This window comes from Photobacterium sp. Hal280, assembly GCF_037162255.1.
Lineage (GTDB): Bacteria > Pseudomonadota > Gammaproteobacteria > Enterobacterales > Vibrionaceae > Photobacterium.
Genome location: NZ_JARLUO010000005.1, coordinates 2,764,511 through 2,779,608 on the forward strand (window position 1 = coordinate 2,764,511; position 15,098 = coordinate 2,779,608).

Here is a 15,098-nt window from a genome sequence, read left to right on the forward strand (position 1 = left end):
AAAAGGATCAAACATGACTCAAGTACTGCACACAGACAAAGCACCTGCCGCTATCGGACCATATGTTCAGGGTGTTGATCTCGGTAACATGGTTCTGACCTCGGGCCAGATCCCGGTCAACCCGGTCACGGGAGAAGTGCCGGAAGATATCGCCGCTCAGGCTCGCCAGTCGCTGGAGAACGTCAAAGCGGTCGTCGAATCATCAGGGCTGAAAGTGGCGGATATTGTGAAAATGACGGTATTTGTGAAGGATCTGAACGATTTTGGCACAGTCAATGAAGTGTACGGCAATTTCTTTGATGAAAACCACGCCTCCTACCCGGCGCGCTCTTGTGTGGAAGTGGCTCGCCTGCCAAAAGATGTCAAAATCGAAATTGAAGCCATTGCGGTTCGCAAAGCCTGAGGCTTCCCCGCACAGTAAAAAATACAAATAAAGACGGGTAAGCCCGTCTTTTTTTATTTAAGTGCTGCCAGCACCTTGTGGTACACCGGACCGAACCAGGCCGTGAACTGCTGCGGTTGGCGGTTCAGACATGCCGTTAACTCCGCTTGCGGCCACCAGCGATAAGCCATGACCTCCTCCGGGTTCGGTACGATGTGCAGATCCGGGGTTTCCGCCACCAGAACATAATCCAGTTCATGCTCTGTCAGATCGTTATCCAGTTCAGCGCGGTAAATGAAGCGGGTGACCTGTTCCAACTGCGCCACCTCGCGTATCCCCATTTCCTCGCCCAACCGGCGTATTGCAGCCTGCTGCAGACTCTCACCGTCGCGAGGATGTGAGCAGCAGGTATTGGTCCATAACCCACCGCTGTGATACTTACCTAACGCCCGCTGTTGCAGCAGAAATTCAAGGCCGGATTCCGTCTGGCGGTAAAGCAGGACAGAGAACGCCAGATGCAGCCTGCCGTCACGATGAGCCTGCATTTTTTCCGCCAGGCCCAGATGCTCACCGGCCTGATTCACTAATATCACATATTCCCGGCTCATCACTCACCCCTCCGACGGCTCAGGGCGTACTGCCCTGAAAAAACAAAGACAGGCCCTGATGGCCTGCCTTCCTGACAATTTGACGCAATCCAAGACGGTTATTTGGCTGAGCGGGCCTGCGCTTCGGCGTTCAGATCATCCAGCTTAGCCGCCATCAGATTGCGGCAATGCTCTGACAGCTCACGGACATCTTCTTTGCTCATGCCGTCTGTTGAGACCGGCGGCATCACTTCTACAATCACCACGCCGTTATTCCAGCGGTTAAACTTCACCTTGTCGGTAGAGCTGCACACAATCGGCACCACAGGCACACCGGCCGCGATGGCGGCATGAAAAGCACCGGTTTTGAAAGGCAGCAGACCGCGGCCACGGGAGCGGGTCCCTTCCGGGAACATCCAGACCGAGACCTTGCGCTCTTTAATTTTAGCCACCACCTGACCAATCGTCCCCATCGCTTTACTGCGATTGGCGCGATCTATCAGAATGTTGCCGGTCAGCCAGTATAACTGGCCAAATAACGGCATCCACAGCAGGCTTTTCTTACCAACCGTCACAGTGCGTGGCAGCACGGCGCCTGAAATCGTAAACAGATCATAGTTATTCTGATGGTTGCCTATATGTACGCTCGGACCGACTTCCCGCGCGGCGTCCGCAACCCGTAATTCCAGTTTAATGCCCAGAAAGCGAGCCATTTTCGCGAAATACAGCGCAATCGTGTGGACGTGTTTCGGGTTACGCGGACTGAACAGGCAGTAACCACAGCCAAACACAAACATGACGATGGCAAACAGCGTCAGTGCCAACAGTCGTAATACAGCAATCATCAGATTCTCCTCAGCGTACAAGCGTGCGCTAGTATACTCAGTCAAAGGGAAATTACACCCTTATCACAGCTTTTTTGTTTGATCCTGACGCCATTTCCGTTCGGTAAAGCGCAAATAAAATAAGCCTCTGAACGAGGCTTATCGGGTTTGATGCGCTGACGGCAAATGGCAATCAGCTGTCTTCATTCTGGTCCGGATACGCAATTTCATAACTGGTGACCCGCTGCAGCCCGCGAGGCAACATCGCGCCTCTTCGGCCACGCTCACCGTAGAAATTCTCAAGATCCGACACTTTCAGGCCAAGCTTGCGTTTACCAGCGTACAGGGTCAGCTCGCTGCCTGCCGGTAAGACCAGCAAGTGAGACAGAAACTCTTCCCTGGCTTTGGCTCTGGCCGAAGGAATGTTGATGATCTTGTTGCCCTTGCCTTTACCCAGTTGCGGCAGATCCTGGATCGGGAAGATCAGCATGCGACCTTCATTGGTGATCGCCAGCACCTGATCTTTGCTCAGATCCGAGATCGGCTGGGGCGGCATCACCTCACATTCCGCAGGTACCGACAGCAAAGCCTTCCCATTGCGGTTCTTGGAGATCATGTCGCTGGCCTTGCAGACAAAGCCATAACCGGCATCTGAGGCCATCAGCCAGTATTGCTCCTCTTCGGACATCAGCACCTGACGCACGCTGCTGCCGGCCGTAATATTGAGACGACCGGTCACAGGTTCCCCCTGGCTTCGTGCCGAGGGCAGCGTATGGGATTCGAGCGCATAGCTGCGGCCATCGCTGCCAATCAAGATCGCAGGCTGGTTACTCTTCCCACGGGCATGGCTCAGGTAACTGTCGCCGGACTTAAAGTTCAGGCTGCTCGGATCCACATCGTGCCCTTTGGCGTGGCGGATCCAGCCTTTATCAGACAGCACCACAGTGATCGCTTCACTCGGCAGCAAATCACGCTCAGTCATTGCTTTGGCTTCAGCCCGCTCAACCAGCGGCGAACGGCGATCATCGCCGTAGGTTTCTGCATCGGCCAGAATTTCTTTCTTCAGCAAAGTGTTCATGCGTCGCTCAGAGCCCAGCAGCTGTTCCAGCTTCTCACGCTCTTTGCTCAGCTCATCCTGCTCGCCGCGGATCTTGATCTCTTCCAGCTTGGCTAACTGGCGTAATTTGATCTCAAGAATGGCTTCGGCCTGCGTCGCACTCAGCCCGAAGCGGCTGATCAGCTCAGCTTTCGGATCGTCTTCCGTACGGATAATCTCAATCACTTCGTCGATATTGAGATAAGCCGCCAGCAAGCCTTCGAGAATGTGCAGGCGCGCCAGCACTTTATCCAACCTGTGCTGCAAACGACGGCGCACGGTTTCACGGCGGTACACCAGCCATTCTGACAAGATAGTCACCAGGCCTTTGACCTGAGGACGGCCATCAAGACCCAGCATATTGAGGTTCACCCGGAAGCTCTTTTCCAGATCGGTCGAGGCAAAGAGGTGCTCCATCAGCTGCTCGGCATCAACACGGTTGGAACGCGGGACAATGACAATGCGGGTCGGATTCTCATGATCCGACTCGTCACGCAAGTCTTCCACCAGCGGCAGCTTCTTGGCGCGCATCATGCCGGCAATCTGCTCCAGCAACTTAGAACCGGACACCTGATGCGGCAGGGCGGTGATAATGATTTCACCGTTGTCCTTCGACCACACAGCTCGCATCTTCACGCTGCCTTTACCGGTCCGGTAAATTCTTTTCAGATCTTCGCTGGAGGAGGTGATCTCCGCTTCCGTCGGATAATCCGGGCCTTTGACGAAAGCCATCAGGGCATCCAGATCCGCCTGCGGATGCTCGATCAGATGCACCACGGCATTGGCGACTTCGCGGGCGTTGTGCGGCGGAATATCAGTCGCCATCCCCACGGCGATCCCTGTCACCCCATTGAGTAAAATATGCGGCAGCCGGGCTGGCAGCATAGTCGGCTCTTTCATGGTGCCGTCGAAGTTCAGCCCCCACTCCACCGTGCCCTGGCCCAGCTCGCTCAGCAGGATTTCAGAGAAACGGGACAGGCGCGATTCGGTATAACGCATCGCGGCGAAGGATTTCGGATCATCCGGGGCACCCCAGTTCCCCTGACCATCCACCAGCGGGTAACGGTATGAGAAGGGCTGCGCCATCAGTACCATGGCTTCGTAGCAGGCCGAGTCGCCGTGCGGATGGTACTTACCCAGTACGTCACCGACGGTCCGGGCCGATTTCTTGTATTTGGCTGTGGCGCTCAGGCCCAGCTCTGACATCGCGTAAATAATCCGGCGTTGTACCGGTTTCAGGCCATCGCCGATAAACGGCAGGGCCCGGTCCATGATTACGTACATGGAGTAATTCAGATAGGCATCTTCAGTAAACTTGCGCAGCGGCAGCTGCTCGATACCTTCCATTGAGACATCAGTCATGGTGGCTAAATCCGTGTTGTCCTGATACCTGCCGGTCTGACCGGCAGGCGGAAATCATCAATTGGCGAGGCTCAGACTTCCACGTCGGCCAGATCACCCTTGCTCTGCAGCCAGCTGCGGCGGTCTTCCGCGCGCTTTTTACCCAGCAGCATATCCATCATCTGGAGCGTCTGTTCGTCGTCGTCGACAGTCAGCTGCACCAAGCGGCGCGTATTGGGATCCATCGTGGTTTCACGCAGCTGCATGGGGTTCATCTCGCCCAGACCTTTAAAGCGCTGCACATTCACTTTGCCGCGTTTGCCGCTGAGACGATCCAGAATGCCTTCTTTCTCCGCCTCATCCAGGGCGTAATACACTTCTTTCCCCAGATCGATCCGGTACAAAGGCGGCATGGCGATATAGACGTGACCGGCTCGTACCAGGGCTTCAAAATGCTTCATGAACAGTGCGCACAGCAAAGTCGCGATATGCAGACCATCCGAGTCGGCATCGGCCAGCACACAGATCTTACCGTAGCGCAGGCCGCTCAGATCATCACTGTCCGGATCAATCCCCAGCGCCACTGAAATATCATGGACTTCCTGTGAGGCCAGTACCTGATCCGCCGACACTTCCCAAGTGTTCAAAATCTTACCGCGCAACGGCATAATGGCCTGAAACACTCGATCACGAGCCTGTTTGGCGGAACCGCCTGCGGAGTCCCCCTCCACCAGAAACAGTTCCGTTCTGCTGAGATCCTGTTGTGAACAGTCGGCCAGTTTGCCTGGCAGCGCCGGACCGCTGGTGACTTTTTTGCGCACCACTTTCTTGCTGGCCCGCATCCGCCGATGGGCGTTGGCAATGCACAATTCCGCCAGCTGTTCCGCGATTTGCGGGCGCTCATTGAGCCACAGGCTGAATGCATCTTTGACCACGCCCGAAACAAAGGCCGCACACTGACGGGATGACAGGCGTTCTTTGGTCTGGCCGGCAAACTGCGGATCCTGCATTTTCACCGACAGCACATAGGCACAGCGCTCCCAGATATCGTCCGCCGTCAGCTTCACGCCGCGCGGCAGCAGGTTACGGAATTCACAGAATTCCCGCATCGCATCCAACAAGCCCTGGCGCAGGCCGTTCACATGCGTGCCGCCCTGCGCTGTCGGGATCAGGTTGACATAGCTTTCAGTGATGAGTTCACCGCCTTCCGGCAACCAGACCACGGCCCAGTCGGCCGCTTCAGTCTGTCCGGCAAAAACGCCGGTAAAGGGAGATTCCGGCAGCAGGGTATAACCCTTCACCCCTTCAAACAGGTAATCTTTCAGGCCATCTTCATAGCACCAGCGCAAGGTTTCGTTGGCTAATTTGTCAGTGAAGACAATTTCCAGGCCAGGGCACAATACCGCCTTGGCTTTCAGCACGCTTTTCAGGCGGCTGACTGAAAACTTCGGGCTGTCGAAATACTGACCGTCCGGCCAGAAATGGACACGCGTTCCCTTGGCGCGGCGACCACAGGTATCAATGACTTCAAGTTCACTGACCTTGTCACCGTGTTCAAACGCAATCTGATACACCTGTCCGTCACGTTTGACCGTGACTTCGACGCGCTTAGACAGGGCGTTCACCACAGAGATACCGACCCCGTGCAAGCCGCCTGAGAACTGGTAGTTTTTGTTCGAGAATTTGCCGCCTGCGTGGAGTTTACACAGGATCAGCTCGACCCCGGATACCCCTTCTTCCGGGTGAATATCCACAGGCATACCCCGACCGTCATCAATCACCTCAAGCGATTGATCATCGTGCAGGATCACTTCGACTTTCCTGGCATGGCCAGCCAGGGCTTCATCGACACTGTTGTCGATGACTTCCTGACCCAGGTGGTTTGGCCGCGCCGTGTCGGTATACATGCCAGGGCGACGTCGAACCGGCTCTAGGCCGTTCAGAACCTCAATGGCTCCAGCGTTATAGCTTTGGTCTGTCATAGATTCGGAAAGTTACGAGAAAATGTTGCCACAATAGTCAGTAACCTCAGCCTTGATGTCAAGCTGAGGCTAATACGAGTCAATAAACAATGCCGTGCCAAGAAGCACGCTGCGAAACAGTTATAAACCTAAAAAGCGGACAATATCGGCGGGATAACGATTAAATCCAATGAAACTGTGATCGCCGTTCGGTTCTACCGTCTGACGACAGGCTGCATACTTTTCCACCGCCTGACGGTAGTCCAGCACCTCATCACCTTCCTGCTGCAATAACCACAGTAAATCCGGCTGAACCAGCTCAGGCATCTCAAGCAGCTTCAGCTCATCCATGTGAACCGGCGACAAGGCGTACTTTTCTTGCGTATACGGATTGACCTGCTCACCCAGATAATCTGCCAGCAGCTCAAAAGGCTTCACGGCCGGGTTGACCAGCACAGCCGGCAAATGATGCCGCTGGCTCAGCCAGGTGGCCAGATAGCCGCCCAGCGAGCTACCCACCAGGCCAATGCGATACGTCGGCTTTAATTCAGTCACTAATGTATCAATAGACTGTGCTGCCTGGCTCGGGTAAGCGGGTAATTGTGGGATCTCGAGCCGGATATCAGGCCGGCTCGCCTGGCAGTATTCTGCCATCAGCCGGGCTTTCATTGATTGCGGCGAGCTGTTGAAACCGTGCAGATAAAGCAGCAAAGATTCCATCAGTAACCTGCGGCGTCAAACTGCGGCGAGAAACTGCGCTGGCGCACCCGCTCGACTTTGGTATCAATCTCGCCGTTCGCTTGCAGGCGCAGCCAGCGCCATCCGGGATTAGACTGATCCAGAGCAAAATCGTTGGAGTCAGGTTTAAACTGGATACAGGTCGACGGCGTGGCCAGCACCCGAACCCCCTGATGCAGCACATCCAGTTCTTGATGGATATGTCCGCATAAGACGGCTTTCACCTGAGGATACTCAGAAACGACCTGCCAAAAAGCCTGATGATTTTTCAGCTGATGCTGATCCAGCCAGCGGCTGCCGGCTGCCAGCGGATGATGGTGCAGCAGCACCAGCGCATGGCGGTCCGGGTGGGCGGCCAGAGCCTGATCCAGCATCTGAAGCTGTTCCTGACTTAATTCACCGTGCGGTACGCCCACCACCTGACTGTCGAGCAGGATCACCTGCCAGCGCTCACCGGCCAGCACCTGATCACAGGCTTTGATCTGCGGTGAAGGCAGCACGCTTTTCATGCTGGGTTGATAGTCGTGATTACCGGGCAGCCAGAAGCAGGGCTGCACCCAGCGTCCGATCCCATCGGCAAAGCGCTGGTAGGAGGCCGGTGTGTGATCCTGCGAGATATCACCCGTCGCAATAATGGCATCAAACGGGCGTAACTGGGCCGCCACTTCGTCGAGTACGGCATGAAAGCTGTCTTTTGTTGCGACGCCCAGCAGGCTGCCCTTGGCATCCGCAAACAAATGGGTGTCGGTCAGTTGCAGCAAAAGTACACTATCTGAATTATCCTGCGGCAGAGAATAGGTCTGCAAAACGTCAAAACCTTGTTGAATGAAATCGTTAATAAACCGATTGCTTACTGAGACCGTTCTTCAGGCAGTAAGCCAGCCAATCTCCCAAAAAGCGATTAACCTGATGTTTTTCATCTTTTTGGTGCATCCGCATATTGGGGTAATCATACCTTGGCTTCAAACGTGAAATCTGCTGAATAGAACACACTTCTGCCACCCTGGCGTCATGATAAAGCCGCACTTTAAAGGTAGGCACCAGATATTCAGGCAAGCCTGCATCGGTTTCCATTTGCAGCTGAATCAGCGTGGTGTAGCGGGTTGATTCCAATATCCTGAGCTTATAATCATGGCCGCCGACCTGATAGGCACACTCCTCCCCTACCGCTTCACTTTTTGGCAGTAATGGAAGCAACTTCGCATAGTTGGTTTCATATAAACGCATGATACCCGCGAGATCGACCGTGTACCTTCTGTTCACAACTCGTCCTTAACCCAATCGGCCTGCAGTTGGTGATAGTGTAATTGCAACCATTGTAGCGCAATGATGCTGGCTGCATTTTCTATTTTACCAGACACCACCCAATCATACGCTTCTTCACGGCTGACCACATGCACCTTGATATCTTCACCTTCGTCTTCAAGCCCGTGAATACCGGCAGCCAGGCGGCTGTCGACACAACCGGCATAGACGCTCAGGGTTTCCGAGCACCCGCCTGAGCTGGACAGATAACGGGTGATATGAACAAGTTGATCAACCTGGATGCCCGCTTCTTCCACCGCTTCCCGGCTGACCACCTCTTCCGGGTTTTCGCCCGGCTCAATGATCCCGGCCACAATTTCCAGCTGCCAGGGCTGGCAATCGCCAGCCAGGGCGCCAATTCGGAACTGCTCCACCAGGACCACCTGATCGCGCACAGGATCATACGGCAGCAGGGCCGCCGCATGACCGCGGTCCAGCAGTTCCCGGCTCAGAGTCTGGCTCCAGCCGCCGGCAAACAAGCGATGGCGGAAACGGAATCCCTTCAGGCTGAAGAAACCCTGATAAAGCGTTTCTTCATGCGCCACTTCGACATCCTTCACGCCGAGCGCTCCCGGATTATTTCTGGACGAGTCAGACATCAGTCATCTCCATGTCATGGACCTTTCACGATTATCGCTCAGGCTCACTCGGGGTCACAGTAAACCAAAACGGCATTTTTTCATTCATCGCTATTATGACGCAATGGCTAAGCTCAACTTTTTTGATAAATGTTGCAGTAATATTTAACCAGACTCGAAAATGAACACCCGTGATCTGGCGACTAATGTTAAACTGGTACAATATTACTTTCTTACAAGTAAATTTTTGCTGGCTAATGATGGAAATCAACCACTACCGTTGCGACGCTTGTACAAAAAGATTGCAATTTCCTTCAATAAACAGCATGTTCTTTTGTTAAATTTGCACAAAAAAATCACAATTGATCAGTTTCAAGCAAGGTATCATCAGGTAAACTGAACATTGCACATTATTTTGTCAGGACCAGGAAAAAGCATTCATGAAAAAATTGCTTCCGCTTTATCTAGGCTTAGCACTGGGTAGCCTCAGCCCATTTGCCATGGCTGACGATCTTGCCGATATCTATGAACAAGCCAAACAGAACGACCCTCAGCTGCTACGGGCCGCGGCTGATAAAGATACCGCTTTCGAAGCGATTAATTCATCCCGCAGTACACTATTGCCTCAAATCAATCTGACTGCCGGATTGCAGGCCACCCGCCTGGACTATGATGATGAAGGGTTTACCGGTGGCCTGAGCCTGAGCCAGTCGCTGTATAATCGCGCCAGCTGGGTCAACCTTGATATCAGCGAGAAACAAGCCCGTCAAAGTGATGCCAGCTATGCCGTCGCGCAGCAAAACCTGATTTTGCGTGTATCCACCGCTTACTTCTCAGTATTGCGTGCGATGGACGATTTAGAATTCGTTCGTGCTGAAAAAGCGGCCGTTGGCCGTCAGCTGGAACAGACCAAACAGCGTTTTGAAGTCGGCCTGTCTGCCATCACGGACGTGCACGATGCGCAGGCTCAGTACGACAGCGTGCTGGCCGATGAAATCCTGAAAGAAAACGCCCTGACCAACAGCTATGAAGAACTGCGTGAAATCACAGGTCAGGCCCATAAAAATCTTTCTGTCCTGGATACCCAGCGCTTCTCCGCCAGCAGCCCGAACAATACAGTGCGCACCCTGCTTGAAAACGCAGAAAGCGAAAACCTGACACTGCTGAGCGCCCGTATTGCCCAGGACGTCTCGCGCGACCGGATTGCACTGGCTGAATCGGGTCATTTGCCAACCCTGAGCTTTGATGCCGGCTACAGCTACAACGACATGCAGCAAGGCCAAAGCAGCGATGAGGGAACCATTTCTGCAGGCATTAACCTGAATCTGCCGGTTTACACGGGTGGTCGGGTCACCTCTGAAGTGAAACAAGCCCAATACGCTTACGTCTCCTCCAGTGAGACCCTGGAAGAAACTTACCGCGGCGTCGTCAAAAATGTGCGGGCTTTCTATAACAACATCAATGCCTCGATCGGCGCTCTGAAAGCTTACCAGCAGTCGGTGATCTCAGCCCGTTCAGCACTGGAAGCCACCGAAGCCGGTTTTGATGTCGGTACCCGGACGATTGTTGACGTGCTGGACGCAACCCGCCGTTTATATGATGCCAACCGTCAGCTGGCCACAGCCCGCTACGATTACATCATCAGCCAGCTGCAGCTCAAGCAGGCTGTCGGCTCGCTCAATGAGCAGGACATTCTGGATGTCAACACAGGTCTTATCCCGGTCAAAAAATAAGACCGCAAAAAAGACTGCAATACTGAAACAAAAAAAGCGCCGGCACGGCGCTTTTTTTGTTTTGATGATCAGGCTATCAGCCTTTCCCGCCGCGAATTGCTTCGATAATTTCAGTGGTTGAACAGCCGTCTTCAAAGTTCAGTACACGTACTTCACCGCCGTTGGCAATCACTTCCTGGCCACCGGCAATTTGCTCAGGTTTATAATCACCGCCCTTCACCAGCAGATCCGGCAGGATCTCACTGATCAGGCGCTGAGGCGTCTCTTCTTTGAACGGCACCACCCAGTCTACCGCGGCCAGACCGGCCAGTACGGCCATGCGGCGATCCTCCGGGTTCACCGGTCGTCCTGCCCCTTTCAGAGCCCGCACTGAACTGTCGGCGTTCACCGCCACAATCAGGCGATCACCCAGCTTGGCCGCTTCGTTCAGATAAGCAACGTGCCCGGCATGCAGGATGTCAAAGCAGCCATTGGTCATCACCACTTTTTCACCACGGACCTTGGCCGCCAGCACTGCTTGTTTGAGCTGGCTTTCGGCCATCACCCCAAACCCACTGTCCTGGCTGCCGTGCACCGCATTGGTCAGCTCAATGGTCGAGAGGGTTGAAGTCCCCAGTTTACCGACCACGACGCCGGCGGCGGCATTAGCCAGCTTGCAGGCATCAGACAGGGATTTACCGGCCGACAGCGACGCCGCCAGTACCGAAATCACGGTATCGCCGGCACCGGTGACGTCATAAACTTCTTTTGCCTGTGTCGGCATGTGCAGCGGCTCCTGGCCTCTCTGCAGCAAGGTCATGCCATGCTCGCTACGCGTGACCAGCAAGGCCTCCAGATCAAACTGCTCGATCAATGCCAGCCCTTTCTCCACCAGCTCTTCATCGGTTTTCGCTTTACCGGCAACCGCTTCGAATTCAGTCAGATTGGGGGTCAGCATCGTCGCGCCGCGATAACGCTCGAAATCTGTCCCTTTCGGGTCGATCAGCACTGCCACGCCGGCACGGCGCCCCAGTTCGATCATCGCGCGGACATGTTCCAGCGCCCCTTTGGCATAATCGGACAGTATCATTGCCTTCACGTTCGGCAATGCCTGTTCAAGCCGTGGCAGAATCAGGTCGGCATCCACGTCGTGGAAACCTTCTTCAAAATCCAGGCGGATCAGTTGTTGCCCGCGGCTCATCACGCGCAGTTTCGTGATGGTCGGATAATCCGGCAGGGAGACAAAATCACAACGCACTTTGAGCGATGACAGCTTTTCATTGAGCGCCCGTGCGGCATCATCAATGCCTGTCAGGCCAACCAGACGGGCGTGCCCGCCCAGGGCGGCAATGTTCATAGCTACGTTGGCTGCACCGCCGGGACGCTCTTCAATCTGGTCCACTTTCACAACGGGTACCGGCGCTTCCGGTGAAATCCGTCCTGTCGGGCCAGTCCAGTAGCGATCCAGCATTACATCACCCACAACCAGCACACTGGCTTGGTCATAATCAGGCAGTGTCAGTTTCATTCTTCTCTCCGGAACGGTAAAAACAGCGGAATATTAGCATAAAAGCCTGTACTGCATACAGGCAGGACCTGTCACTGGCATCGGGTTAACACTCGGGTGCCGTGTTGGGTTCAGGCCGAAAAATGGTTTGCCACAGTTGCGTCACCAGCTGTCGCTCTGCCGTAAACTGGCTGTCCTCGACATAGGCATCATGGCCGAGCAAGTTGAGGCGGTGAATTTCATCACGCAGCGTGCAGTAGGCCTGAATCAGCGCCATCGCCTGATCCTCTTCCAGCACCCCTTTGGCTGCCATGGTTTCAAACAAGCGAATATTATCCGACCAGCGGGTGAGTGCCGGCTGATCGGCGCAATGGCGTAACACCAGATACTGGGTAATAAATTCAATGTCCGTAATGCCGCCGGGATCTTGTTTCAGGCCAAACTGCCCCGGTTTTTTCGTGCCAAGGTGCTGGCGCATTTTTTCGCGCATAGCCATCACTTCCTGGCACAGCGCCTCGGCGTCACGCGGGCGGGACAGGATGTCCGCTCTGACCTGATCAAAACCGGCCCTGAGTACCGGATCGCCATACACGATACGTGCACGCACCAGTGCCTGATGCTCCCAGGTCCAGGCTTCCTGTGCCTGATAGGCCGCAAAGGCGTCCAGCGGGCTGACCAGCAAGCCGGATGCGCCGGACGGACGCAAACGGACATCCACCTCATACAGGACACCGGATGAGGTACGGGTAGAAAACAGATGGACGATACGCTGCGTCAGCCGCAGGTAGAACTGGCGGCCGTCAATGGCTTTATCGCCATTCGTGTATACCTCGGTCGGGCAGTCATGCAGGAAGACCAGATCCAGATCGGAACCGTAGCCCAGCTCCAGCCCACCCAGCTTGCCGTAGCCAATCACACCGAACCCGGTACTGTTACAATCGGCCAGATGTGACGGTTCGCCATACTTCGCCACCATCTGTAACCAGGCCTGCTTGACCACAGCACTGATAATCGCTTCCGCCAGGTAGGTCAGGTGATCGCTGACTTTCATCAGCGGCAGCACATCGGCAATGTCCGCCGCCGCAATGCGCAATAACTGCGCCTGCTTAAACTGGCGGATGGCTTCCATCTGCTGCTCCATGTCCTCTTCCGGGATGCGCGCCAGGTACTCTTGCAGCTCAGGCTGGTACTGATCCAAAGGCACGGGATTGTACAAGTGCTGAGGGTCGAGCAATTCATCGAGCAGAATGGGATACTGAGCCAGCTGCTCTGCCACCATAGAGCTGGCCGCACAGAGCCTGACCAGGTGATCCAGCGCGCCGGGGTGTTCGCTCAGCAATTCCAGATAGGTGGTCCGGGTGGCGATGCGGACAATCAGGCGGGCAACACGATCCAGCACCACAGGGGCATCTGCTCGGGTGACAATACGCACCAGCACTTCCGGCATCAGGCGGGCAAGCACCTCACGGCCTCTCGGCCCGATGGTGCGCTTGGCCAGCTCCGCTTTCATATGGCTCAGCACTTCGGCCTGACGGGCGGTATCCGGGGCGGCAACATCATTGAGAATTGCTGTCACCAGCTCCTCATCCTCAATCATGGTCCACAGTTCATGATAAGGCTGCGCCGCGGCGTCCTGACTGTCTTCCTCATCGACGCCGATAATCTCGTCGAACACTTGATGGATTTCAGTCATGTGCTGCTGAATCTGCTGCTGCAGGTCGTGCCAGTCTGGGCATCCCATCGCGGTCGCGAGCCGTATTTTGTCCAGCTCGGTATCCGGCAGCGTCTGCGTCTGTTTATCATTGATGGCTTGCAACAGGTTTTCCAGACGGCGCAAAAAGGCATATCCCTGTTCCAGGTGCTGCACCTGTGCGGGCGGTAATAATCCCAGGGCGTTGACGGCATCCAGCGTTTCCCGCAGGCCACGGTGCCGCAGGCTGGGCTCCCGCCCGCCACGGATTAACTGGAAGGATTGCGCAATAAATTCCACCTCGCGGATCCCGCCCGCGCCGAGTTTGATGTTATTGCTCAGACCGCGACGGCGAACCTCTGAGCTGATCATCGATTTCATTCGGCGCAGTGACTGGATGGCACTGAAATCAATATAGCGGCGAAAGACAAAAGGACGCAGCATCTGACGCAGCGTCTGATAATGGCCGGCGCTTTCATCCCCCATGACTTTGGCTTTGATCATGGCGTAGCGTTCCCACTCTCGGCCCTGCTCCTGATAGTAATCTTCCAGTGCCGCGTAGCTCATCACCAGCGGACCACTGTCGCCAAACGGGCGCAGGCGCATGTCGACCCGATAGCAAAAGCCGTCCACTGTCTGTTGATCCAGCGCCTTGATCAGTCTTTGTCCCAGGCGAGTGAAAAACTGGGCGTTGGCAATGCTGCGGCGTCCGCCCTGGGTTTCGCCGTTTTCCGGATAGGTAAAAATCAAATCAATATCTGAAGAGAAATTCAGCTCACCGCCACCCAGTTTGCCCATACCCAGGATCAGCATCGGCTGGGGCTCACCGTCAGCATTGACTGGGGTGCCATATTCCTGACAACACTGCGAATAGAGCCAGTGATACGCTTCCATAATCAGCGCTTCGGCAAGGCTGGACAGGTGCGACAGGCTTTGGCTCAGCGTGGCGCGGCCGGTAAAGTCGCGCCAGGCGATCCACACCATTTCACGACGACGAAAGGCGCGCAGCGCCCTTAACAGCGCTGTCTCATCAGCCACGGCTGACAAGATCTCTTTGAGATCAGAACGATATTGCTCGGCGCGCTCCGCGACAGCCAAAGTTTGAGGCAGCCAGGACAGTAAATCGCCATCCTGCACCAGGGAAGTCTGTATGAAATCGCTGAGACCGAGTACGGCATTCAGTTCGTCGTTCAAATCCGATGGCCACTGGGCCACTGCATCAGGGTGAGCCTGCTGCAGCTTTTCCAGAGCCCGTTCAGCAGCGTGTTGCAAGAGTGCGTGTGTCATATCAATTCCTTGGCAATCAGTCAGGGCTGCCCGCCCAGCATCGCAGTCAACCACCCGAGCCTGGTCAGGTTTCTCAGGTATAAGCAATAA

Annotated in this window: 12 protein-coding genes; 2 read left to right on the forward strand and 10 right to left on the reverse strand. The window is 55.1% G+C overall.

Features of this window, described 5'->3' with window-relative positions:
* Positions 1–13: 13 nt before the first annotated feature.
* A complete protein-coding gene (locus P4S53_RS21910) occupies positions 14–403 on the forward strand; it encodes a Rid family detoxifying hydrolase (protein WP_027251909.1) in 390 nt (129 codons plus the stop codon).
* A 53-nt stretch (positions 404–456) separates the two neighbouring features.
* On the opposite strand, the gene idi is transcribed toward P4S53_RS21910, so the two are convergent.
* From idi to nudF, 8 genes are all read right to left on the reverse strand, one after another.
* Positions 457–990: an isopentenyl-diphosphate Delta-isomerase gene (gene idi / locus P4S53_RS21915; protein ID WP_337114367.1), complete on the reverse strand. Its 534-nt coding sequence runs from the start codon at positions 988–990 to the stop codon at positions 457–459.
* A gap of 98 nt (positions 991–1,088) precedes the next feature.
* The gene (locus P4S53_RS21920) at positions 1,089–1,814 is read right to left on the reverse strand and encodes a 1-acylglycerol-3-phosphate O-acyltransferase (protein ID WP_337114368.1); all 726 of its coding nucleotides are present in this window, start codon (positions 1,812–1,814) and stop codon (positions 1,089–1,091) included.
* Positions 1,815–1,986: 172 nt separating this feature from the next.
* Positions 1,987–4,251, reverse strand: a complete 2,265-nt coding sequence (gene parC, locus P4S53_RS21925; RefSeq protein ID WP_337114369.1) for a DNA topoisomerase IV subunit A — start codon at positions 4,249–4,251, stop codon at positions 1,987–1,989.
* A 71-nt stretch (positions 4,252–4,322) separates the two neighbouring features.
* Positions 4,323–6,212, reverse strand: a complete 1,890-nt coding sequence (parE, locus tag P4S53_RS21930) for a DNA topoisomerase IV subunit B (protein WP_337114370.1) — start codon at positions 6,210–6,212, stop codon at positions 4,323–4,325.
* Between the two features lie 120 nt (positions 6,213–6,332).
* Complete coding sequence (yqiA, locus tag P4S53_RS21935) at positions 6,333–6,911, reverse strand: esterase YqiA (protein WP_337114371.1); 579 nt, start codon at positions 6,909–6,911, stop codon at positions 6,333–6,335.
* The gene (gene cpdA, locus P4S53_RS21940; RefSeq protein ID WP_337114372.1) at positions 6,911–7,735 is read right to left on the reverse strand and encodes a 3',5'-cyclic-AMP phosphodiesterase; all 825 of its coding nucleotides are present in this window, start codon (positions 7,733–7,735) and stop codon (positions 6,911–6,913) included. The genes yqiA and cpdA overlap by 1 nt, the downstream gene beginning before the upstream one ends.
* A gap of 28 nt (positions 7,736–7,763) precedes the next feature.
* Positions 7,764–8,192, reverse strand: coding sequence for a DUF1249 family protein (locus tag P4S53_RS21945; protein WP_337114373.1), 429 nt, complete (start codon positions 8,190–8,192; stop codon positions 7,764–7,766).
* Positions 8,189–8,833, reverse strand: a complete 645-nt coding sequence (gene nudF / locus P4S53_RS21950) for an ADP-ribose diphosphatase (protein ID WP_337114374.1) — start codon at positions 8,831–8,833, stop codon at positions 8,189–8,191. The genes P4S53_RS21945 and nudF overlap by 4 nt, the downstream gene beginning before the upstream one ends.
* 419 nt (positions 8,834–9,252) lie before the next feature.
* Between nudF and tolC the strand changes: the two genes are divergently transcribed.
* Positions 9,253–10,545, forward strand: a complete 1,293-nt coding sequence (tolC, locus tag P4S53_RS21955) for an outer membrane channel protein TolC (protein WP_337114375.1) — start codon at positions 9,253–9,255, stop codon at positions 10,543–10,545.
* A gap of 76 nt (positions 10,546–10,621) precedes the next feature.
* On the opposite strand, the gene hldE is transcribed toward tolC, so the two are convergent.
* Positions 10,622–12,052 carry a bifunctional D-glycero-beta-D-manno-heptose-7-phosphate kinase/D-glycero-beta-D-manno-heptose 1-phosphate adenylyltransferase HldE gene (hldE, locus tag P4S53_RS21960; protein ID WP_337114376.1) on the reverse strand — a complete coding sequence of 477 codons (1,431 nt, stop codon included), beginning with the start codon at positions 12,050–12,052 and terminating at the stop codon, positions 10,622–10,624.
* An 85-nt stretch (positions 12,053–12,137) separates the two neighbouring features.
* Positions 12,138–15,014: a bifunctional [glutamate--ammonia ligase]-adenylyl-L-tyrosine phosphorylase/[glutamate--ammonia-ligase] adenylyltransferase gene (gene glnE, locus P4S53_RS21965; protein WP_442958703.1), complete on the reverse strand. Its 2,877-nt coding sequence runs from the start codon at positions 15,012–15,014 to the stop codon at positions 12,138–12,140.
* Between the last annotated feature and the right edge of the window lie 84 nt (positions 15,015–15,098).

Bases quoted from the DNA above. Each gene is read 5' to 3' on its own strand.
- yqiA (WP_337114371.1), bottom strand. From the start codon at position 6,911: ATGGAATCTTTGCTGCTTTATCTGCACGGTTTCAACAGCTCGCCGCAA.
- idi (WP_337114367.1), bottom strand. From the start codon at position 990: ATGAGCCGGGAATATGTGATATTAGTGAATCAGGCCGGTGAGCATCTG.
- parC (WP_337114369.1), bottom strand. From the start codon at position 4,251: ATGACTGATGTCTCAATGGAAGGTATCGAGCAGCTGCCGCTGCGCAAG.
- parE (WP_337114370.1), bottom strand. From the start codon at position 6,212: ATGACAGACCAAAGCTATAACGCTGGAGCCATTGAGGTTCTGAACGGC.
- P4S53_RS21920 (WP_337114368.1), bottom strand. From the start codon at position 1,814: ATGATTGCTGTATTACGACTGTTGGCACTGACGCTGTTTGCCATCGTC.
- P4S53_RS21910 (WP_027251909.1), top strand. From the start codon at position 14: ATGACTCAAGTACTGCACACAGACAAAGCACCTGCCGCTATCGGACCA.
- hldE (WP_337114376.1), bottom strand. From the start codon at position 12,052: ATGAAACTGACACTGCCTGATTATGACCAAGCCAGTGTGCTGGTTGTG.
- nudF (WP_337114374.1), bottom strand. From the start codon at position 8,833: ATGTCTGACTCGTCCAGAAATAATCCGGGAGCGCTCGGCGTGAAGGAT.
- tolC (WP_337114375.1), top strand. From the start codon at position 9,253: ATGAAAAAATTGCTTCCGCTTTATCTAGGCTTAGCACTGGGTAGCCTC.